Origin of the sequence: Thermomonospora echinospora, assembly GCF_900108175.1 — a bacterium.
In the GTDB taxonomy this organism is placed as follows: domain Bacteria; phylum Actinomycetota; class Actinomycetes; order Streptosporangiales; family Streptosporangiaceae; genus Thermomonospora; species Thermomonospora echinospora.
The window spans coordinates 103,546-124,907 of sequence record NZ_FNVO01000012.1 but is presented as its reverse complement, the minus strand read 5'-3'; the positions used below and the strand labels follow the sequence as shown (position 1 = coordinate 124,907).

The window sequence follows — 21,362 nt, the reverse complement described above, 5'->3', positions numbered from 1 at the left end:
ACGTCCTTACGGCGCCCGCTCGGTCCAGGCCGCGTCCATGGCCTTCAACGTCTGCCCCGGGTCCTTCTTGCCGAGGAGGATCTCGGTCAGGCCGCTTGCGTACTGCGTGTGGACCTCCGGATTCGGCCAGTGCTGGTCCATGATCGGGGCGGTCTTGCCGGCCTGCAGGTACGGTCTCAGCGCCTCCGCGTAGTCCGGCACGTCCGGCTTGTTCGTGCGCACCGGGATGGCGGGGACGCTGGCGTCCAGCCGGGCGTACCGCTCCCTTCCCGCGGCGTAGAAGTCGAGGAACTTCTTGGCGAGCCCGGGGTTGCCGGCCTTCTTCGGCACCACCAGGCCGACCGCGGGCCCGATGGGGATCCGCACCTTGGCCGGGTCGTCGCTGCCGGGGAAGGGGAACATCTTGAGCTTCAGGTTCGCGTCGCCGGCCTGGAACAGCTGCAACGTCACCGTCGTTCCGACCGCCATCAGGGCCTCGCCCTTCGCGAAGGCCTGGGCCGCCGCCTCGCGGCTGGAGCCCGCGGCGCCCTTGTCGAAACAGCCGGCATCCTTCATCTGCTGGAAGTGCTCCATCGACCGGGCCCATCCAGCGGTGCCGGCGAACGTCGCCTGACCCGCCAGGCGGCGTTCGCCGAACCGGGGGTCGTCGGCGAACACGTCCGAGGCCGCGAGCGCGAGACCCACGAAGATCGTCAGGCCGGCCCCCTCCTGCCCGGTCATCGCGAACGCCACCTTCCCCTTGCGCGCGACGGTCCGGCACAGCGTCAGGACCTCGGAGAACGTCGTGGGGACCGACAACCCTTCCCGGGCGAGGACCTTCGGGTCGTAGAACGTCCCGACGGCTTGTGAGCTCACCGGGTAGACGAAGGTCCGTGTTCCGTCGCCGGTGATGCGCCGGTCGGCCTCGAGGATCTCCTTGCTCCACGGGCTCGCGCTCAGGTCGAGGAGCAGACCCTTGTCCGCGAGCGAGGCCGAGGACGAGGACTCGCCGTAGCCCGGCAGGGTGGTGACCACGTCGGGCGGCCGGCCGGTGCTCAACCGCCTGCGTATGCCCTGCAGGTGCTGGTCGAACGGGACCTTCTTGACGGTGACGGTGATGCCGGGGTTGGCGGCGCGGAACTCCCGTACGACGGTATCGATGGGGTCGTTGGGCCCCCCGGAGATCGTCGAGATCTCAAGGGTGTCGGCGTCGCGAGCCTCGTTCGCGCATCCCGCCGCCAGCAGGGGAACCAGCAGCGCGCCGCATGCCAGGATGCGGGACCCGCGGCTCATCGCCGCACCCCTTTCGTGGTCAGCGTCAGGGTGTGCAGGCCGCCCGCCACCTCGATCACGACGTGCTCGGCGGCACGCCGGGCGCTCCGGACTCCCCGGCTCCGGGCGCCATCGGCGAGGCCGTCCGGGGTCCAGACGAGGTCCTCGCCCGCCGTCAGGACGGGGGTCTCCGCATGGGAGGACAGGGGCAGCCACACCTCGGCCACGCTGGTGGCGGGGACCTCCAGGTCCATGCGCAGTACGCCGTCCTCGGCCCGCCAGTCGACGACCGCGTCGCCCCGTACCGTCCGCACCCGGGCGGACGCGGCGGTCATCCGGTGCGTCAGGGCGGGCTTCACCTTGATCCGCCGCCATCCGGGCGCCGCAGGGGCCAGACCGGCCACGTCGTTGTAGAGGAACTTCTCGATCGAGGCCATCAGCTTCATGTTCCGGCTGTAGTGCATATCGCCGCCCCAGGTCTCCCAGAGGGTCGTCGCCCCGTTGGCCACCTGGTACGCCCATCCCGGATACGCCGGCTGGGTGGCGATCTCGTACATCACGTCGGCCGCGCCGACCTCGCTGAGGACGTGCTGCAGCGCCGCGGTGCCCATGGTCCCGGTGTTCAGCCGCCCCCCGTCGCGATCTCTGATCTCCTCGATCAGCGCGCGTACGACCCGGTCGCGATGCTCGGCCGGCACCAGGCCGAGCCACAGCGACAGCGCCTGCGCGGTCTGCGATCCGGTGGCATAGCGCCCGGTGGCCGGATCGAAGAAGCGTTTGTTGAACGCGGTGCGGATGGACTCGGCGAGCTCGCGGTAGCGAATGGCGTCGCCGTGGGCCCCGATGGTCTCGGCCGTGTCGGCGACCATCGTGGCCACCGCGTGGAACCACGCGGTCGAGGTCAGCGCGATGGGGGTGCGCTTGGGGTCGATGCTGCACGTGCCGTCCGGCTGGGGCTCCATGTGGTCGCCCCAGCCCTCCTCGATGATGAAGTCATCGGCGCGGGAACGCATGAAGTCCAGCCCGCGGCGCATCCGCCCGTAATGGGCCTGGAGAATGGACCGGTCACCGTAGAAGCGGTAGAGGTTCCACACGATGCTCGGGTACGTGCTCATCGTGAAGTCGGGTTTGTCCATGTACGGCCAGAAGATCTTCGTGAAGTCCTCCCCCTCCTCGTCCATCTGGTCGAGGATCTCCTCGGGCAGTGAGTCGGCCAGCCGGCCGCGCCACGCGATGGGGCAGACGATCGGGAATCGGCCGTTCGGAAGCTGCGCGCCGGCCAGGTCGTCCAGCCACTTCAGCCAGAACCCGAGCGCGTCGAAGCCGTAGAGATAGTCCTCGATCGTCCAGCCGGGGTCGCCGAGCCAACCGACCCGTTCGGCCCGGTCCGCCGCGTCCTGCGGAAACCCCTGGAGGCTGGCGCGCAGGCTCCACACCACATTGGCGTGGATCCGTTCGAGCATCTCGTCCGAGCAGTGGAACTCGCCGGGCATCTCCACGTCGGAGTGGACGACCCGGGCCTCGATCTCATGCACCGTGACCTCGGGGTCGGACACGCTCACCTCGGCGTAGCGGAAGCCGTGCAGGGTGAACCGCGGCTCCCAGACCTCCTGCTCCCCGGCACCGGCCGAAGAGCCCCGCAGCACGTAGACGTCGGTCTGCCGCGCCGGCATCCAGGGCGCGAGATTGGCGGAGGGGTCCAGCGCGCCGGTGTCGTCCACCTCGCCCGCGTGCTGCACCGTGACCTCCGCGCCGGCGGGCCCGCTCACCCGGATCCTGGTCCAGCCGGAGACGTGCTGGCCGAAGTCCACGACCCGCCGGCCGTCGCGATCGGAGACCGTGCGTTGCGCGGCCCGCGTCTCGATGACCCGGATCGGCTCCACGAGCTGTGCGCGCAGCGTCCCCGCCGGGGCGGGCCTGACGGTCACCGGCCGCCACTCCGGGCCGCCGGCGAATCCGGGGCGATCCCACCCGGGGAGCTCGCGCCGGGCGTCGTGGCGCTCGCCATGAACGTAGTCGTTGTAGAGAACGGGGCCGGGCGCGGTGTGCCAGTCGCCGTCCGAGACCACCGTCAGCCTGCGGGCGTCGTCCAGCTCGATCTCGATCTGCAGGAGCGCCGCCGGGCGGTCCCCGAGCGGGGTGCGGTGGAACGGCTTGGGCCCGAGGTCGTCCTCGCCGCTGTACCAGCCGTGTCCGAGGACGAGCCCGACCGCGTTGAGCGCGGCGGCACCGTCCGCGCCGCCCACCACCAAGTCGGTGATGTCGTACGTGGAGTACAGCACCCGCGGGCCGGTGATCCGCGCGGCTTCGCCCTCGCCGTCGACCAGGCCGGGGTCATGGTCGTAGTCGGTGGGGGCCGGATCCAGCACGTGGTCGCCCACACGTTGCCCGTTGAGCCGCATCTCGTAATAGCCGAGCGCGGCGACGTGCGCACGGGCACGGCGGACACGACCGGGCACCTCGAACTCGGTCCGCAGCAGCGGCGAGGAGATGCCGGCCTCGGCCGCGATCCACTTCGCGTGCCATTCCTCCTGGCCCAGCAGGCCCGTCTCGAACGTGGCCGGCGACGCCCACGGCCCGGGCGCGCCGTCCGCTCCCCACAGGCGTACGGTCCACCAGTAACGCTGCCCGCTGGTCAGCGGCCGGCCCTGATAGGCGACGCCGTTCACCTGGTCGCCGGCGACCCGGCCCGAATCCCACAGGTCCGCGCCGCCGGGGGTGAGCGACTCGGGGTCCCCGGCCACCAGAAGCTGGTAGGCGGTCTGGTCGCCGCCCGGTCCCGTGGGAACCCAGGAGAACACCGGGTGGGCGGTGTCCACCGCGAGCGGATCGGCCAGGTGCTGGGAGCGCAGCCGGACCGCCTCAAGTGGGCCGGACGGGACGGGGTGGATCTCGTTCACGTGATGAGAGTTCGTCATGGGGGCCTCTATCTCGTTGTGCACCGGCGGACCGGAGATACGGGTGCACGGAAGGGAACTGAAGAGATCGGTATTGATCGGTCCGGGGGTGGCCGGGCGGAGAGGTTCGGGCCCCTCCGGGCTCAGCCGAGCAGCCCTCGCAGGAATTCGCGGTGCTCCTCGTACAGTTGCCGGCATGCGTCCACGGCCTCCTCCACGCGGTCGTGCAGCACTCCGTCCGCGAGCACGCGGTGCAGGGCGAGGATCTCGGCGCTCATGCTGTGACCGTGCGGTGAGATGCGGATGGTCGCGTCTATCTGCTGCTGCAGTCCCTGGCACAGGGACACCAGGAGCGGGCTGCCGCTCGCCTCGACGACCGCCGCGTGCAGGGCGCTGTCGAGCTCGGCGGTCTCCGCCCGCGCCGCCACCGCGCGGCTCAGCTCGTCGAGGATGGCGGCGACCTTCGCCTTTGCCTGGTCGCTTCCCTGGCGTGCGGAGAGTCTCAGCGCCCCGACCTCCAGCACCTCGCGGACGTTGACGACGTCCTGGAGACTGAGACGCTCGGCCGGGGTGCCGTCCGTGGGTTGCCCGGTCACGAACGTGCCGCGGCCCATCTGCACCTCGAGCAGGCCGTAACCGGTGAGTGTCGACACCGCCTCGCGGATCACGGGACGTGACACGCCGAAGCGCTCCGCGAGGCGGCGCTCGCTGGGAATTCGGTCGCCCACGGGGTAGGTGCCCCGCCGGATGTCCTCGACCAGGAGCCGGGCGATGCGATTCGCCTGCGACTCCTTTCGAGACGTTCCCACTTCGGCTCGGTTCATGGTCCCCTCCACGGCGCTCGATGGCGGCATCGGCTCAGTTGGTCATGCCTGACATACCATCTACCGCGTCCTTCCTGATCCGGTGCCCTGGGGGCGCAGGACCACGCGTCTCTACGTGCCGATGTGGGTTCTGTCGACGGCCACGGCCCCGGCGAGCGCCACCGAGGTCGCCCCGGCGTCGACGCGACCGCTCGCCGCCGCCGGGTTGAGGGAACTCCTCCTCGCCGTCGCGCGGACCGGGAACGGACCAGAAGGCCGCCCATCCGCGCTGCTCGGCGGTGAGGGAGCGGTGGAAGCCGATGGATACCACCGGAGCACCCAGTTCGGCGCCGCTCAAGCTGACACTCCTCGATCAGGTAAAGCAGGTATTACCAGTGGCGCCAAGATACTCGAACCAGCCCGAGTCTTCAATGGCCTCTGAATGACTGGTAATACCGGTCTTGCCAGCCTTCATTCGCGCTGCTAGACATGGGTGACCTTGGATCTACGCACACATGACGTTGGGGTGGGTCGGTTGAGTGTCGAGGAGTACGCGGACGTCACGGTGGTCGGCGCTGGTCTGGCCGGTCTGGTCGCCGCGCGGGATGTACGGCGGGCGGGTCTCAGCGCGATCGTGGTCGAGGCGCGGGACCGGGTCGGCGGGCGGACCTGGAACCGGCCGATGCCCGACGGCTGGACGATCGAGGCGGGCGGGCAGTACATCGGGCCCACTCAGGACCGGCTGGCCGCCCTGGCCGAGGAGGTGGGAGTCGAGACCTTCCCCACCTACTACGAAGGGCGCACGACCTGGCGGGGTGCCCGTACCCCCGAGACGTTCGAGCTGGCCCGTCCCGTGCTCGACGAGCTGGACCGGCTGGCCGCCGAGATTCCGGTCGAGGCGCCCTGGCAGGCCGAGCGCGCCCGCGAATGGGATGCCCAGACGCTGCACACCTGGCTTTCCTCCCGGGTCACCGAGCCGACCACGATGGCCCTCCTGCGGCTGGCCTTCTCGTCCGTTCTCGCGGCCGAGGCCGATGAGCTGTCCCTGCTCCACGTGCTGACCTACATCCGTTCCGCCGGATCGACGAGCATGCTGACCGACGTGGCCGGAGGCGCCCAGGAGCGGCGGTTCAGCGGGGGCTCGCATCTCCTCGCGGTCCGTCTCGCGGAACGGCTGTCCTCCCCGACCGGCACCGATGGGGCCGGGGCCATGGGCGGAGGCGGCGTGCGGCTCGGCTCGCCGGTACACCGCATCCGACACAACCGGGACGGCGCCGTCGTGGAGGCCGCGGGACGCTTGATCACCACCCGCCGGGTGATCGTCGCGGTGCCGATCGCGCTCGCCGACCGGATCGCTTACGAGCCGGCTCTGCCCAGCAGTCGTCGGCAACTTCACCAGCGGATGGCGACCGGGGTCACCATCAAGATCCATTGCCGCTACGAGACACCGTTCTGGCGAGCGGACGGACGCTCCGGGAGCGCACTGTCCCCGGAGGAGTGCGTATCGGCCGTCTTCGACGACTCGCCGCCGGACGGCAGCTACGGAGCGTTGATCGGATTCGTCGTCGCCGACCGTGCTCGCGCTCTCGCCCGGTTGCCGGCAGGCGACCGGCGGGCGGCCGTGGTGGGCAGTTTCGTGCGCTACTTCGGCCGGCAGGCCATGCAGCCGACCCACTACGCCGAGACCGACTGGTCCACCGAGGACTGGACGCACGGGTGTTACGGCTCGAACCTGCCGCCGGGCGCCTGGACGCGCTACGGACCGGCGTTGCGCGAGCCCGTCGGCGCGATCCACTGGGCGGGGGCCGAGACCTCCGCGATCTGGATGAACTACATGGACGGCGCCGTCCGTTCCGGAGAGCGCGCCGCGGCCGAAGTGGTCGCCGCCCTCGCCGGCACGCCCGGCGGGGGCCCGGCCGTCCAGGCGAAATGACCGAGTGAGCGAAGGAGAGACATCGTGACCCACATTGCCTTCCGTTCGGCCAGCGAGCTGGCCAAGGCCCTACGGAACAAGGAGATCTCCAGCCGGGAGCTGCTGGAGGAGTACCTGAGCCGGGTGGCGCGGTTCAACCCCGGGCTCAACACGGTGGTGACCCTCGCGGAGGAAGAGGCCCGCCGCCGCGCGCTGGCCGCCGACGAGGCGCTGGCCAGAGGCGAGCTGTGGGGCCCGCTCCACGGTCTGCCCATGACGGTGAAGGACGCCATCGAGACCGCCGGGATCCGTACCACGGGCGGCGTGCCGGAGCTGGCCGAGCACGTTCCGGACACCGACGCCGACACGGTGGCGCGGCTGCGCAAGGCCGGGGCCGTAATCTTCGGCAAGACCAACGTGCCGGTGGGAAGTACGGACTGGCAGTCGTTCAACCCGATATTCGGCTGTACCAACAACCCTTGGAACGTCGACCGCACGCCGGGCGGGTCCTCCGGCGGTTCGGCCGCGGCACTGGCGGCCGGACTGGCCGGGTTCGAACTGGGCAGCGACATCGCCGGCTCGATCCGCACCCCCGCGCACTACTGCGGCGTCTACGGGCTGAAGGCCAGCCATGGCATCATCCCGGCTCACGGCCACATTCCCCCCTCCCCGGGCGGGCTGGGCGAGATGGACCTCGCCGTTCTGGGTCCGATGGGACGCTCCCCCGAAGACCTCGATCTCGGGCTGGACATCCTGAGCGGCGCCGCCCCGGAACGCGCGGTCGCCTGGCGCCTGGAACTGCCTCCTCCGCGCGCCACCTCGCTGGCGGACTTCCGCATCGCGGCCTGGCTCGACGACCCCTACTGCACGGTGGACCGCGAGGTGCTCGAGGTCATGCAGGACGCGGTCGAGGCGATCCGGAAGGCGGGCGCCAAGGTCGACGACACGGCGCGGCCGGTCGGGCTGGAGGAGTCGCATCGGGTCTATCTCGGGCTGCTGATGGGCGTCGGCGCCGGCGTGCTCGGCGACGAGGAGTTCGGGGCCGCCCTGGCGATGGAGGCCGAGGAGATCGACGCGGTCTTCCATCCCCGGCTGGTCACCCAGCGGGCGCGCGACTGGCACCGTTACGACGAGGAGCGGCACCGGATCCGCGCCCGATGGGCCGAGTTCTTCAAGGACCACGACGTGCTGCTCTGCCCGGTGGTGCCCACCGCGGCCATTCCGCACGACCACACCCCCGAGCAGGAGGATCGCAGGACCACCGTCAACGGTGAGACCCGCAGCTACCTCTCCGACATGACGACCTGGTCGGGGCTGATCAACATGCCGCTGCTGCCGTCGGCGATGGCACCGATCGGGCGCACCCGCAGCGGCCTTCCGGTCGGAATCCAGATCGTGGCCCCCTACCTGGAGGATCGCACCGCCACCGGATTCGCCCGGCTCCTGCGGGACCTCCTCGGCGGTTTCCAGCCGCCGCCCGGCTACGCGCACCACGAGGCGAGGTGACCTCGATGCTGGGAGAGACAGCCATGCACCCGGGGGCCTATGCGCTCAGCACCCCGGACAAGCCGGCCGTCGTCATGGCGGACGGCCGATCCATCAGCTACGCCGAACTGGAGAAGGCCGCCAACCAGCTGGCGCATCTGTTCCGGTCGGCCGGGCTGCGCCGCGGCGACCACATCGCGCTGGTGGCCGAGAACAGACCCGAGTTCTTCGTGGTGGTCTGGGCCGCCCAGCGTTCAGGACTCCACTACACCGCGTGCTCCACCCTGCTGAACGCCGAGGAGCTCGGCCGCATCGTCAACGACTGCACGGCCCGGGTCCTCGTCGCCACGGACGCGACGATCGCGGCGGCCCAGGCGATCGACGCCCCCGCGGTCGAGCGCCGCCTTCTGATCGGCGGCCGCCAGGACGTGCCGGTGGGATGGGAGCCGCTCGAAACCGCGCTGGCCGGGCGGCCCGCGACCCCCATCGCCGATCAGGCCGAGGGCGCGCGGATGCTCTACAGTTCCGGGACCACCGGCCGCCCCAAGGGCGTCAAGCTGCCGCTGCCCACCGAGGAGTATCCGCACGATCCGGCGGGCGAGGCGATCGCCGGGCTCTTCGGCATCACCGACACCACCATCCACCTTTCGCCGGCGCCGCTCTATCACGCGGCCCCACTGTTCGTGGCGCTCATCGTCCACCGCATGGGCGGGACGGTGGTCCTCCAGGAGCGGTTCGAGGCCGAGGAGTTCCTCCGCGCGATCGAACGGTTCCGGGTCACCTTCACCCAGGTGGTGCCCACGATGTTCATCCGCCTGCTGCGGCTGCCCGAGAAGCTGCGTCACAGGTACGACTGTTCCTCCCTCCGTGGCGTCGTGCACACCGCCGCGCCATGCCCGGTGGAGGTGAAGGAGCGCATGATCGAGTGGTGGGGCCCGGTGATCCACGAGTACTACACCGGGACCGAGGGGTGCGGCTTCGTCTACTGCGACTGTCAGGAGTGGCTCGCACACAAGGGCACCGTGGGCAGAGCGATGTTCGACATGCCGGTCCATGTCCTCGGCGAGGACGGGACGGAGCTTCCTGTGGGACAGCCCGGGACGATCTACTTCGAGGGGTCGTCCCCCTTCGAGTACCACGGCGATCCGGAGCAGACCCGGGGCACCCGCGATCCGCGCGGACGGGGCTGGAGCACGCTCGGCGACATCGGATATCTCGACGCCGACGGGTTCCTGTACCTGACCGACCGCCGCGCGTACGTCATCAACTCAGGCGGCGTGAACATCTATCCCCAGGAGGCCGAGAACGTTCTCGCGCTGCACCCGAAGGTGGCCGACGCCGCGGTCTTCGGCGTCCCGGATGAGGAGATGGGAGAGCGGGTCCACGCCGTCGTCGAGCCGGCCGACGGGGTGAGCGGCTCCCCCGAACTCGCCGCCGAGCTGATCGACCACTGCCGGGAGCGTATCGCCCACTACAAGTGCCCACGCTCGATCGATTTCCGTTCGCCGCTGCCCCGGCAACCGACGGGCAAGCTGTACAAGCGGCTGCTCCGGGACGAGTACTGGCGGGACCGGTCACTCGCCGGGCCCACCGAGGACCACGCGTGACCGCGGGAGGCATGCCGGGTCCCGCTCGGCTTGGAAAGGGCAGGTCGCGGATGCGCATCGGAATGTCGCTCAGCTATGCGGGGGGATTCAAGGAGACCGTCCAGGAACTGGCCGACTACGAGCGCGCCGGGCTGGACATCGTGTTCGTGCCCGAGGCGTACAGTTTCGACGCGGTGAGCCAGATGGGCTACATCGCGGCCAGGACCGAGCGGCTGCAGATCGCCTCGGCGATCCTACCGCTCTACTCGCGGACGCCCACCTTGACCGCGATGACCGCCGCCGGCCTGGACCATGTCTCCGACGGGCGGTTCGTCCTCGGCATCGGCGCCTCCGGCCCGCAGGTGATCGAGGGCTGGCACGGCGTGCCGTACTCTGCGCCGCTCGACCGCACCCGCGAGACCATCGAGATCTGCCGTGCGGTGTGGCGCCGCGAGCGGCTGGAGCACCACGGCACGCACTACCGGATCCCGCTGCCGCCCGGCGAGGGCACCGGCCTGGGCAAGCCGCTCAAGCTGATCAACCGCCCCGAGCGCGATCGGATCCCGATCCTCATCGCGGCGCTGGGCCCCAAGAACGTCGCGTTGACCGCCGAGTTGGCCGAGGGCTGGAAGCCCATCCTCTACCTGCCGGAGCGGGCCGGGCAGGTCTGGGGCGCCGCGCTGGCCGAGGGCAGGGCGAAACGGGACCCGGCGCTGGGTGAGCTGGACATCGTCGCGACCGCCTTCCTGGCGATCGGCGCCGACGTCGAAGGGGTGCTCGATCTCGCCCGCCCGGGCGTGGCCCTCTACGTCGGCGGCATGGGCGCCAAGGGCAGGAACTTCTACAACGATCTCGTCCGCAGGTACGGCTATGAACGCGAGGCCGAGCAGATCCAGGACCTGTACCTCGCCGGGCGCAAGGACGAGGCCGCCGCCAAGGTCCCCTACCAGTTGCTCAAGGACACCTCGCTGATCGGCACCGAGTCGTACGTGCGCGAGCGCCTCGCCGCACTCGCCGAGTCCGGCGTCACCACCCTCAGCGTCACACCCGTCGCCGGCACACACGCCGACCGGGTCCGGCTCATCGAACGGATCTGCGATCTGGCCGCCGATCTGTGACCGCGGGCGGCCGGGCGATTCCACGTCCCGGCCGCCATCGGCCCGTGGCCCGGTCACAGGCGGGCGATGGCCCTCACGGGCGAGCCATCTCAGCCGCAACGGCGCTCAATCCGTCCTCAGCCCACCATTGACGTCATAGGTGGCGCCCGTCGTGAACGCGGCCTCCGGGGAGGCGAGCAGGCAGATCGCGTGTGCGACGTCCTCGGGCCGTCCGAGCCGCCCCAGCGGCACGGACCCGGTGAGTCCGTCGCGTACGGCCGGGTCGAGCGCATCGGTCATCGCCGTGCTCACCGGCCCTGGCGAGACGGCGTTGACTCGGATTCCCTCACCGGCCAGCAGGCGGGCGAACGAGCGGGTCATCGCCAGCACGGCGGCCTTGCTCGCCGCGTAGTGAACGCTGGTGGAAATGCCGCCGACCTGTCCGGCCAGCGAGGCGACGTTGACGATCGCTCTGTCCCCGCCGGCACGGCGCAGCAGTGCGATCGCTTCCTTGATCAGGAAGAACGTGCCGCGCGCATTGATGTCCATGACGGTGTCCCACTCGTCCGGCTCGATGTCCGGCCAGGCGGTGTACGGGCATACGCCCGCGTTGTTGACCAGGACGTGCAACGCACCCCATTCACCGTGGACCTGGGCCACCAGGCGGCGGGCGTCCTCGGGGGAACGAAGATCCAGCCGGGACAGCGCCGTCCGCACCCCTTGGGCGGCGCAGTACTCGGCGGTGCGCCGGGCGCCGTCCTCGTCTGCTGAATAGGTGATCCAGACGTCCACGCCGCGCCGGGCCAGCGTCCTCGCGGTCGCCGCGCCGATACCGCCGCTCGCCCCGGTGATCAGGGCCATGCGTTCTCCACTCACGCGCTGCCTCCTGTGCGAGCGGTCGCGTACTCGGGATTGACGATCGAGGGGACGGGCCTGCCCTGCAGGAAATCGACGATCTGGCGAGCCGCGCGGCGTGGCAGTTCCTGGAGGGAGTCCGGTGAGTACCAGGCGGCATGGGGCGTCAGCAGCACGCCGGGCGCATCCCGCAGTGGGCTGGCGGCGGGCAGCGGCTCCTGCTCGAACACGTCGAGCGCCGCCGCGGCGATATGACCCGACGCCAGGGCGCCGGCGAGCGCCGTCTCGTCGATCAGCTCGCCCCGGCAGGTGTTCACGATCCGCGCACCGGGCCGCATCCGGGCGATGGTCTCGCCGTTCAGCAGGTGCCGGGTGAGGTCGGTCAGCGGCACGTGCAAAGTGACGATGTCGGCGACGGCCAGTGCCTCTTCCAGCTGCGACGGCTTGTGTCCGGCCGCCCGGACGGCCGCCTCGTCCACATGCGGGTCATGCACCACCACGCGGAACCCCAGGGCGGCGGCGTGTGCGGCGACGAGCGAGCCGATCCGGCCGAAGCCGATGACGGCCACAGTGGCCCGCGAGGGACGCAGCGCGCCGGCCCCGTCGCCGGTCGCCGACCAGCGGCCGCCCCGCACCGCCCGGTCGAGGCCGGGCAGCCGCCGCGCCAACGCCATGACCATGGCGATGGTGTGGGCCGCGACCTCCTCGACGCAGTAGTCAGGGGTGTTGGCCACGGCTATTCCCCGCGCCGTGGCGCCGGCGAGGTCGATCATGTCGTAGCCGATTCCCAGGCGGCTGACGAAGCGCAGCCGGTCCAGCCGGTCCAGCACCGGTGCGGTGATCGGTGCCCACTGCACCAGCAGCGCCGTCGCGTCCCGGGCCGCCTCGGCGACCTCCTCGGCCCTGCGGCAGGAGGCACGGCGCACCCGCAGGCCGGCCGACCGGAGGATCCGCTCTGGCTCATCGCCCGGCAGGTCGGAGTCGGTGATGACCACCAGCGGCGGCTCAGTCATCGCCATCCCCTTCGTCCAGCGTGCCGCGCAGCCGTTCAGTGGCCAGCTCTATGTGTCGGGTCATCTCCGCGCGACCGATCTCCGCGTCGCCGCTGGTGATCGCTTCCAGCAGCTCATCGTGTGAGGCGGCGTGCCGTTCGAGTGCGTCGGGTTCCAGTGCGGCCGTCGCGGCGCGCAGGAACGCGCTGATCCGGCCGCGCAGCCCGGTGACGACCTCCCCCAGCATCCGATGGTCGGCCAGCTCCCACAATCGTTCATGGAAGCGCTGGTCGAGGTCGAACACCCGGCGGTAGTCACCGCGGACGGCGGCCTGCCGCATCGACGCGACCATGCGCCGAAGCTCCTTCTCCTCGACCGCGGTAAGCCTCTCCTGGACGCGGGTGACCACAAAGCGCTCCAGCACGATGCGCAGCGAGGAGAGCTCCTCCAGTTCCCTGGGAGAAAGCGTGGCCACCCGCGCCCCTCGCCGAGGCGCCCGCTCGACCAGGCCCTCATCGGTCAGCCGGGTCAGTGCCTCGCGGACGGGGATGTGGCTGACGCCCAGTTCGGCGGCCAGCGTCCGCTCGACCAGGCGGGCGCCCGGCGGATAGCGGCCTTCGTGGATCGCATCGCGGATCCGCCCGGCGACCCGATCGGTGAGGCTGTGGTCGGAAAGAGGCTCGAGCGTCATGGGAAAAAGCTATAGCATCTAGCGCTCATTGACCATGATCCGCTAGTTGCTATAGCGTCCAGGTGCAGGCTTCGCGGCAGCTGGTGGAGGTGGAGGGGCATGCGGATCGCTCAGGACCGCAGGGCATTGGTCACCGGAGGCGGGGCCGGATTCGGGCGGCGGATCGCCCGGCGGTTGCACGAGGCCGGAGCCATGGTGGCGGTGCTCGACATCGACGGAGAGCGGGTCAAGGAGACGGTGGCCGACCTTGGAGCCCGCTCGCTCGGCATCGCCGCCGACGTCCGTTCGGCCGCGGAGATGCGCGCGGCCGTGGCACGGACGGTCGGCGACTTCGGCGGGCTGGACACCCTGGTGGTATCGGCCGGGGTCTTCCACGTCGGCACGCTGGAAGAGACCGACGAGGACGACTGGGACCGCACCCTGGACGTCAACCTGAAGGGCGCCTTCATGACCGTCAAGGCCGCCGCGGCGGCGCTGCGCGAGTCCGGCAGAGGACGAATCGTGACCATCGGCTCCGACTGCGGCCGGCGAGGGTTCCCTGGCCAGGCCCCCTACGTGGCGTCCAAGTTCGGGCTGATCGGGCTGACCGAGTCGGTGGCGGCGGAGCTGGCGCCCGCCGGTGTGACGGCCAACTGCGTCTGCCCGGTCGGTTGCCCCACCACCGAGATGGGGCGGCAGGTCCTCGACTGGAAGACCGGCCGCACCGGCCTGTCGGTCGAGCGGATCATGGAGGCGACCGCCGCCACCAACCCGCTCGGCCGCAACGCCACCGAGGACGACGTCGCCGACGCCGCTCTTTTCTTCCTCTCCGACCAGGCGGGCTTCCTCACCGGCGTCACGCTCGACGTGGACGGCGGCGCCCGCCTCGGCGCCATCCCCGGGACCCTGTGACATGGCCGACCTGCCGTTCGTCGACACTCACGTCCATTTCCACGACCTCGGCCATCCCCGGCTCCGCTACGAATGGCTGGAGCCGGACGCGCCGCACGATCCGGTCGTCGGCCCCGACGAGGCGATCCGGGCACGCCGTTACTGGGCCGACGACTTCGTCGCCGAGACCCGCTTCCACAACGTCCACAAGGTCGTCCACGTCCAGGCCGCCATCGGGACGGACGACCCCGTGGAGGAGACTCGCTGGCTCCAGGCGTTCGCCGACCGGCTCGGCGTCCCGCACGGCATCGTCGGCTACGCCGACCTCACCCGCCCCGACACCGCCGAGACGCTGGCCAGGCACGCCGAGTTCCCCAACTTCCGCGGGATACGCGACCTGCGCTACGACGCCTACCTCACCGACGAGTCGTGGCTGCGCGGCTACGCCCTGCTGGAACGCCACGAACTGGTCTGCTGCGACGATCCGCTCCTGGAACAGTTCCCCGAGGCACGGCGGCTGGCCGAACGCGTTCCCGGCGTCACCCTGTGCATCGACCACGCGGGCTATCCACGCCACCGTGACAGCGAGTACTTCCGCCGGTGGCGGGATGCCATGCGCGACATCGCCAAGGCCCCCAACGTCGTGGTGAAAATCTCCGGCCTCGGCCAGGCCGACCACCGCTGGACAACCGCCAGCCTGCGCCCATGGGTCCTGGAGTGCATCGACGCGTTCGGCACCGAACGGGCCTTCTTCGGCACCAACTGGCCGGTCGACCGGCTCTACAGCTCCTACGGCGACGTGGTGAACGCCTACGCCGACATCATCTCGGACTTCGCCGAGGCCGAGCGGCGGGCGATGTTCAGCGGCAACGCCGAGCGGATCTTCCGGCTCGGCACCGAGGAGGCGGCGACGTGAGCAAGGTGCGGGTAGCGGTGATCGGCTGTGGCTGGTGGACGACGTTCGCCCACCTTCCCGCGATCGCCGGGCATCCCGATGCGGAGATCGCCGCGCTGGCCGATCCCGACCGGCACAGGCTGGCGGCGGCGGCCGAGGCGTTCGAGGTGGACGCCACGTTCGCCACCGCCGAGGAGTTGCTGAACGAGGTGAAGGCCGACGCGGCCGTCATCGCGGTCCCTCACACACTGCACTACCCGATCGCCCGGCTCACCCTCGACCACGGTCTGCCCACCCTCCTGGAAAAGCCCATGGTCATCGAGCCCCGGCACGGCCGCGAGCTGCTCGCCCTGGCCAAGCGGCGCGATGCCGAACTGCTCATCGACTACCCCTGGCACTACAACCGGCACGCGCTCACCATCCGCAAGGAACTGGCCGACGGCGTGATCGGCCCCATCGAGCACGTGTCCTGCCTGTACGCCTCCAGCGTCCGCGAACTCTACCGGGGCAACCCGGAGCCGTACCGCGACCTGTGGGGATATCCCGTGAACGCCCCCGGCGCGAGCACCTACAGCGACCCGGCCCTGTCGGGAGGCGGGCAGGGCCAGACCCAGATCACCCATGCCGCCGCCCTGATGCTGTGGCTCACCGGCCTGCGCCCGCGCGGTGTCAGCGCCTTCTCCGCCAACTTTGAACTCCCGGTCGACCTCGCCGACGGGGTGGCGATCCGGTTCGACGGGGGCGCGATCGGCGTGCTCAGCTCGACCGGCGCCGTACTGCCCGGCCACGACGAGATCGCCCGGTTCGAGATCTTCGGCCGCGACGGCCACGTCCTGTTCGACGTCAACCGGGGCACCGCCTCGATCCACGTCGCCGGCATGACCAAGAACCTGCTGGAACTGCCCCACGAACAGCGCAATCCCGAGCACGCACCCGCCCACAACCTCATCGACGTGGTCCTCGGCCGCGCCAGCAACGGCTCATCCGGCGAGATCGGGCTCGGGGCGGTGGAGTTCGTCGCCGCCGTCTACCAGTCGGCGCGCGAGGGCCGGATCGTCGACCCGGCGGACGTCTAGGAGGTCGCCATGCTCACCGGTGTCTCGCACATGGGCTTCACCGTCGCCGATATCAGCGCGGCGGCGGCTTTTTACGAGCGGCTGCTCGGCGGTCCGCCGGAGGTTCGGCGGATCTACGACGCGCCCTACACCGCCGACCAGGTCGGCTACCCGGGCGCGCGACTGGACATCGCGATCTTCCGCATCCCGGGCAGCGACGTCCGGCTGGAGCTGATCCAATATCTCGAACCCGCCGGAACCCCGGTCGACATCGAGACCAAGAACCCCGGCACCGCCCATCTCTGCCTGGTCACCGACGATCTCGCCACCGAGTTCGCCCGGCTGACGTCCCTGGGAGCCCGTCCACGGAGCGCCGCCCCGGTAATGATCACCTCCGGCCCCAACCAGGGCCGCCGCGTCGCGTACTTCCGTGACCCGCAGGGCTTGACCATCGAAATCGTCGAAGCCCCGTAAGGAGCGTCCATGCGTGTCGCCAACCTGAACGACCGGGCGGTCCTGCTGGCAGGGGACGGCGCCATCGACGTCGAGTACGCCAGCTCCGGCCGGTTCGGCCCAGCCCTCTCCGCCGTCTACGAACGCTGGGACGAGTTCTCCGCCTGGGCCACGAACGCCCCTCGGCTCCCGGACCCCGAGCCCTACTCCCGCGCAGATCTACGCGCGCCCGTACCGGCACCACGGCAAGTGTTCGCGATCGGGTTGAACTACCACGCACACGCTGCCGAATCCGGTCTGGCAGCACCCGAGCAGCCCGTCGTCTTCACCAAGTTCCCCACCTGCATCACCGGGCCGTACGACGACATCACCCTGCCCGAAGGCGGCCACACCGATTGGGAGGTCGAGCTCGTCGCCGTGATCGGCAGAACCGCCCGCCACGTCCCCGAGGCCGACGCCTGGAACCACATCGCCGGCCTGACGGCAGGCCAGGACCTGTCCGAGCGCATCACGCAACTTGCGGGCCCCGCGCCCCAGTTCAGCCTGGGCAAGTCACTGCCCGGATTTGGACCGATCGGACCATGCGTCGTGACGATCGACGAGTTCGACGATCCCGATGACGTGGCCCTCGGCTGCCGCGTCGGAGCAGAGTGCGTGCAGCAGGCCCGCACCGGCGACATGATCTTCTCCATTCCCCGCCTCGTCGAGGTCCTCTCGGCGCAGTTGCCGCTGCTCCCCGGTGACCTGATCTTCACCGGAACTCCCGCCGGCGTGGGGCTGGGACGAACCCCGCAGCGATGGCTGGCCCCAGGCGACGAACTCGTCACCTATATCGAGACCATCGGCGAGATGCGGCACCGTCTCGTCGCGACACCCCACATGTGATCCTGCGGAACACCCCTCGGAAGGCACAGTCGAGTCGCTCGCTCACCACGCCGCCTTACCCGCCGGTCTTTAATCGGTCCTTCCATGTAGCTCACCAACCACGCCATCGGCGGCCATGTTGGCTCGTTGTCGGCTCGGCGGCATTGGTACGGGCCGGCCGGCCCCCGACCATGACACCGGCCCTGATGGCTCGGCGGCCCGCCCCTCAGGAGGAGGCCTCCAACTGGGCGAAGGCCGCCACGAACGACGGCAGCATGGGGCGCAGAACGCCGGGGGCCAGCGGGACCATGCCGTCGGTGTGGGTGCCGCCGGGCACGGTGATCAGGCGGTGCAGGGACTTCCGGCCGGAGGCGGCGACCATGCGGTGGTAGTGGTCGCCGTATTCGGTCGGCGGGAGCAGAGCGTCCAGAGAGCCCTGGATGCTGATGAGAGGGCGGGTGAGCCTTCCGGTGAGGGAGATGCGGGCCACGGCGCGGTGCACCGAGGACGGCCGGGAACCGTAGTCATAGTCGGTGTCGCAGCCAGGGCCGGTGCCTTCGGGGCAGAACGGGGTGCCCGCCAGTGTGTCGCCGTCATAGGCAGGGTCGAGTTCCTCGCGGATCAGCCGCTGGAGGAGGTCCCACTGGTTCTTGTGGTTGTAGCCCCAGACGGGCTCGGAACCTGCGGGATATCCGGCGTTCAGCATGGCGGAGTGGGCGTCGCCGTCCCCGGCGGCGTAGCGGGGGTAGGCCCGTAGGGCGGGTGGCAGGGTGGTCAGCGGATTGGGGCCGTCAGCGGTGAAGACGAGGGCGTTCCAGTCGAGGCCGCCGTCGTACAGGGACGGGTGGTGCTCCAGTTGCCAGCGGACCAGGTAGCCGCCGGCGGACAGGCCCGCGGCGTAGGTGCGCCGGGGGGCGCGGCCGTAGTGGCGGGCGGCGACGCGCTCGGCGGCCCGGGTCAGCTGGGTGACCCTGTGGTGCCACTCCATGATCGCGTCACCGGGACGTCTGCCGTCCCGGTACATCTGGAGTCCGGTGTTGCCCTTGTCGGTGGCGGCGTAGGCGTAGCCCCTGGCCAGCACCTGGTCGCTGATGATCCGATCGTTGGCGTACTGCTCCCGGGTGGAGGGCGGTCCCGCGACGACCAGCCCTCCGTTCCATCGCTTCGGCAGGCGGATGACGAACTGGCTGTCGTGGTTCCAGCCGTGGTTGGTGTTGGTGGTCGAGGTGTCGGGGAAGTAGCCGTCGATCTGCACCCCCGGCACCCCGGACGGCGTCACCGTGCCCGGGGCCTCCAGACCGGCCCAGTCGGCCGGGTCCGTGTGACCGGTGGACACGGTTCCCGCGGTGGTCAGGTCGGTCAGGCATGCGGTGGTCGAGTGCTCGGCTCCCGGCACCCGCACGGCGGTACAGCCGTCGGCGTCGGCAGCGGCGGCGGGGGCCGCCAGGGTGGTCGCCAGCAGGGCCGGGACGAGGAGAAGCATGCGGCGCATAACGCCCCTTCAGGCAGACAATGTGCTACCGGAACGCTAGGAACCGCAGGTCATGGCGGATAAGTGCAGTGCGGCCAAAATCGGCGTTCCAGGCGGCACATGACCTTCGGCCAAACCTGTCCGGCGCGGCTGTCGCCCGCCGCGCCCACCGGCATAAGGTGCGTTCCGAACGCGGTCATCAGGAGGGCGGGATGGTACGGCCGGTCCCCTGGGTGCCGCCCGTTCTGTACGGGGCGGTGCTCGCCGGAGGCGTCTACTACGCGGCGATCGGCCCAGGCCTCGGTGCGCGGACCGCCGGCTACACGGCTCTGCTGTGCGTTCTGATCGTCCTGGACGCCCGGGAGCGCCGCGTTCCGCCCGGCCTGCTGCTGGCCGTCCGGGTGGTGCTGTTCGGCGCGGTGACCGGACTGGACGTCTCCGGCCTGTCCCGGGTGCTGTTCGTGCTCGTCCCGTTCCTGGGGTACTTCGCGTTCGGCCCCATGGCGGCCGTGGCCCTCGGCGCCGCCTGCGTGGCCGTGCTGGTGGGCGCCTTCACGCTGACCGTCCCGAACTGGCAGGTGCGCGCGGAGTACATCTCGGACCTGCTGATGTTCGCCCTCGGCGTCGTCCTGTCGGTCACCATGGCGGCGGTGGCCGTACGCGAGCAGCGGGCGCGGTCGCGGCTGGAGGCCACGCTGGAGCAGATCGCCGAACTGTCGGCGGCGCGCGAACGCAACCGGCTGGCCCGGGAGATCCACGACAGCCTCGGGCACCACCTCACCGCGATCGGCATCCAGTTGGAGAAGGCGGAGGCGTTCGCCGCGCTCGACCCGGCGGGCGCGGCGCAGGCGGTCTCCAGTGCCCGCTGGTCGGCGGGCAGGGCGCTGGAGGAGGTGCGCGCGTCGGTCCGCGCCCTGGACGCGCAGGGCATCTCGGCGGCGCTGGCCGACCTCGTCCGCGCCCTGGACGACGGGGAACGCCGGATCACCCTCAGCGTCTCCGGTGCCGAACGCCGTCCGCTGCACGTCCTGTACCGGGCGGCGCAGGAGGGGCTCACCAACGCGTGCCGCCACGCGGACGCCACCGAGATCCGGGTGGCCGTCCGCTATCACGAGCGGGGAGCCGAACTGCGGGTGACCGACGACGGCCGGGGGTTCGGTGACGGCCGCGAGGGGTTCGGGCTCAAGGGCCTGCGGGAGCGCGTGCGGCAGGCCGCCGGGACGATGACGGTCGAGTCCTCCTCGACCGGGACCGAGCTACGGGTGAACGTGCCGTGGTGAGCGTGTTCGTGGTCGACGACCAGGACCTCGTCCGCGAGGGCATCACCGCGCTGCTCGGGCTCCAGCCGGGCATCGAGGTGGTCGGCAGCGCCGGCGACGGCGCCGAGGCCGTCGAGGCGATCGTCGCCGCCCGGCCCGACGTGGTGCTGATGGACGTCCGGATGCCCGGCCTGGACGGGGTGGCCGCCACGGCCGAGCTGCGTCGCCGGGCGCCCGAGTGCACGATCGTGATGCTCACAACGTTCGACGACGACGAGTACGTGGCCGGGGCGCTGCGAGCCGGGGCGGTGGGCTACCTGCTGAAGAACCTGCCCGCCGCCGATCTCGCCCGGGCCGTCCGGCTCGCGCACGCCGGCGTCGCCCAGCTCGACTCGGCCATCGTCACCCGGCTGGCGGCGGGACTGCACGGCCCCGCCGTGCTCACCCCGCTCACCCCACGCGAGACCGAGGTGCTGCGGCTGATCTCGGCGGGCGCCACCAACCGGGAGATCGCCTCCCGTCTCCATGTCAGCGAGGGCACGGTCAAGAACCACATCTCCCGTATCCTCCAGCGGCTGGGCCTGCGCGACCGTACCCAGGCCGCCCTGTACGCCAAAGAACACGGGCTCATCTGAGGAGCACTCCAGATCATTGGCCGGGCGGCCGGGAGGTGAGATCCCTTCCGGTCACCCGACCGATCAGTTGTTTCCGACCTCGGTGGGCGGCCGGGCGGGTCGGTCGGGAACTGGACGTTCATCCCGTGCCGGCGGTGCTTGCCGCTGTAGTGGAGCCGGTCGTTTTGGTCGACTCCGCATCTACCGGGAGCTTCCCTTCTTCGCGGCCGGAACCCGCACCCTGCGACCAGCCAGCGGCCAGCAAGATCAGGATGGGAACAGCCGAGAGGTTCATGCGGCCCGGCGATGGTG

18 protein-coding genes are annotated in these 21,362 nt (G+C 70.7%); 11 read left to right on the top strand and 7 right to left on the bottom strand.

Going from position 1 to position 21,362, the window contains the following annotated elements:
* Positions 1–6: 6 nt before the first annotated feature.
* The 3 genes from C4U03_RS25025 to C4U03_RS25015 form a co-directional block, all read right to left on the bottom strand.
* Positions 7–1,272, bottom strand: a complete 1,266-nt coding sequence (locus tag C4U03_RS25025; protein ID WP_103940673.1) for an ABC transporter substrate-binding protein — start codon at positions 1,270–1,272, stop codon at positions 7–9.
* Positions 1,269–4,169 carry a family 78 glycoside hydrolase catalytic domain gene (locus C4U03_RS25020; protein WP_146087511.1) on the bottom strand — a complete coding sequence of 967 codons (2,901 nt, stop codon included), beginning with the start codon at positions 4,167–4,169 and terminating at the stop codon, positions 1,269–1,271. Before C4U03_RS25020 ends, C4U03_RS25025 begins: the two co-directional genes overlap by 4 nt.
* A gap of 122 nt (positions 4,170–4,291) precedes the next feature.
* Positions 4,292–4,972 carry a FadR/GntR family transcriptional regulator gene (locus C4U03_RS25015; protein WP_160147090.1) on the bottom strand — a complete coding sequence of 227 codons (681 nt, stop codon included), beginning with the start codon at positions 4,970–4,972 and terminating at the stop codon, positions 4,292–4,294.
* 514 nt (positions 4,973–5,486) lie between these two features.
* On the opposite strand from C4U03_RS25015, the gene C4U03_RS25010 reads away from it, so the two are divergent.
* The 4 genes from C4U03_RS25010 to C4U03_RS24995 are packed head-to-tail and all read left to right on the top strand — an operon-like array spanning position 5,487 to position 11,052.
* Positions 5,487–6,884 carry a flavin monoamine oxidase family protein gene (locus C4U03_RS25010; protein WP_200827452.1) on the top strand — a complete coding sequence of 466 codons (1,398 nt, stop codon included), beginning with the start codon at positions 5,487–5,489 and terminating at the stop codon, positions 6,882–6,884.
* 24 nt (positions 6,885–6,908) lie between these two features.
* A complete protein-coding gene (locus tag C4U03_RS25005; protein ID WP_103940665.1) occupies positions 6,909–8,369 on the top strand; it encodes an amidase in 1,461 nt (486 codons plus the stop codon).
* Positions 8,370–8,374: 5 nt separating this feature from the next.
* Positions 8,375–9,955, top strand: a complete 1,581-nt coding sequence (locus tag C4U03_RS25000) for an AMP-binding protein (protein ID WP_235018103.1) — start codon at positions 8,375–8,377, stop codon at positions 9,953–9,955.
* A 50-nt stretch (positions 9,956–10,005) separates the two neighbouring features.
* Complete coding sequence (locus C4U03_RS24995) at positions 10,006–11,052, top strand: LLM class F420-dependent oxidoreductase (protein WP_103940663.1); 1,047 nt, start codon at positions 10,006–10,008, stop codon at positions 11,050–11,052.
* Between the two features lie 105 nt (positions 11,053–11,157).
* Here C4U03_RS24995 and C4U03_RS24990 read toward each other — a convergent pair whose 3' ends face one another.
* From C4U03_RS24990 to C4U03_RS24980, 3 genes are read right to left on the bottom strand one after another with little or no spacing between them, the layout of a single operon-like run.
* A complete protein-coding gene (locus C4U03_RS24990; RefSeq protein WP_200827451.1) occupies positions 11,158–11,907 on the bottom strand; it encodes an SDR family NAD(P)-dependent oxidoreductase in 750 nt (249 codons plus the stop codon).
* Complete coding sequence (locus tag C4U03_RS24985; RefSeq protein ID WP_103940892.1) at positions 11,904–12,899, bottom strand: C-terminal binding protein; 996 nt, start codon at positions 12,897–12,899, stop codon at positions 11,904–11,906. The genes C4U03_RS24990 and C4U03_RS24985 overlap by 4 nt, the downstream gene beginning before the upstream one ends.
* A complete protein-coding gene (locus tag C4U03_RS24980; protein WP_103940659.1) occupies positions 12,892–13,569 on the bottom strand; it encodes a GntR family transcriptional regulator in 678 nt (225 codons plus the stop codon). The genes C4U03_RS24985 and C4U03_RS24980 overlap by 8 nt, the downstream gene beginning before the upstream one ends.
* A gap of 99 nt (positions 13,570–13,668) precedes the next feature.
* Between C4U03_RS24980 and C4U03_RS24975 the strand changes: the two genes are divergently transcribed.
* Genes C4U03_RS24975 through C4U03_RS24955 form a run of 5 tightly spaced genes read left to right on the top strand, consistent with a single transcriptional unit; the run spans position 13,669 to position 17,727 of the window.
* Positions 13,669–14,460, top strand: a complete 792-nt coding sequence (locus C4U03_RS24975; RefSeq protein WP_103940657.1) for an SDR family NAD(P)-dependent oxidoreductase — start codon at positions 13,669–13,671, stop codon at positions 14,458–14,460.
* 1 nt (position 14,461) lies between these two features.
* Positions 14,462–15,355, top strand: a complete 894-nt coding sequence (locus tag C4U03_RS24970) for an amidohydrolase family protein (protein WP_103940655.1) — start codon at positions 14,462–14,464, stop codon at positions 15,353–15,355.
* Positions 15,352–16,410 (top strand): Gfo/Idh/MocA family protein, encoded by a 1,059-nt coding sequence (locus C4U03_RS24965; protein ID WP_103940653.1) that lies wholly within the window; start codon positions 15,352–15,354, stop codon positions 16,408–16,410. Before C4U03_RS24970 ends, C4U03_RS24965 begins: the two co-directional genes overlap by 4 nt.
* Before the next feature lie 9 nt (positions 16,411–16,419).
* Positions 16,420–16,863 carry a VOC family protein gene (locus C4U03_RS24960; protein ID WP_103940651.1) on the top strand — a complete coding sequence of 148 codons (444 nt, stop codon included), beginning with the start codon at positions 16,420–16,422 and terminating at the stop codon, positions 16,861–16,863.
* 9 nt (positions 16,864–16,872) lie between these two features.
* On the top strand, positions 16,873–17,727 hold the full coding sequence (locus C4U03_RS24955) for a fumarylacetoacetate hydrolase family protein (RefSeq protein ID WP_103940649.1): 855 nt from the start codon (positions 16,873–16,875) through the stop codon (positions 17,725–17,727).
* Between the two features lie 205 nt (positions 17,728–17,932).
* On the opposite strand, the gene C4U03_RS24950 is transcribed toward C4U03_RS24955, so the two are convergent.
* Positions 17,933–19,198: a tannase/feruloyl esterase family alpha/beta hydrolase gene (locus tag C4U03_RS24950; protein WP_103940647.1), complete on the bottom strand. Its 1,266-nt coding sequence runs from the start codon at positions 19,196–19,198 to the stop codon at positions 17,933–17,935.
* Between the two features lie 191 nt (positions 19,199–19,389).
* Here C4U03_RS24950 and C4U03_RS24945 point away from each other — a divergent pair, with 191 nt between their 5' ends.
* Positions 19,390–20,457 carry a sensor histidine kinase gene (locus C4U03_RS24945; protein ID WP_160147089.1) on the top strand — a complete coding sequence of 356 codons (1,068 nt, stop codon included), beginning with the start codon at positions 19,390–19,392 and terminating at the stop codon, positions 20,455–20,457.
* Positions 20,454–21,071, top strand: coding sequence for a response regulator transcription factor (locus tag C4U03_RS24940; protein ID WP_327373588.1), 618 nt, complete (start codon positions 20,454–20,456; stop codon positions 21,069–21,071). The genes C4U03_RS24945 and C4U03_RS24940 overlap by 4 nt, the downstream gene beginning before the upstream one ends.
* Positions 21,072–21,362 lie beyond the last annotated feature (291 nt).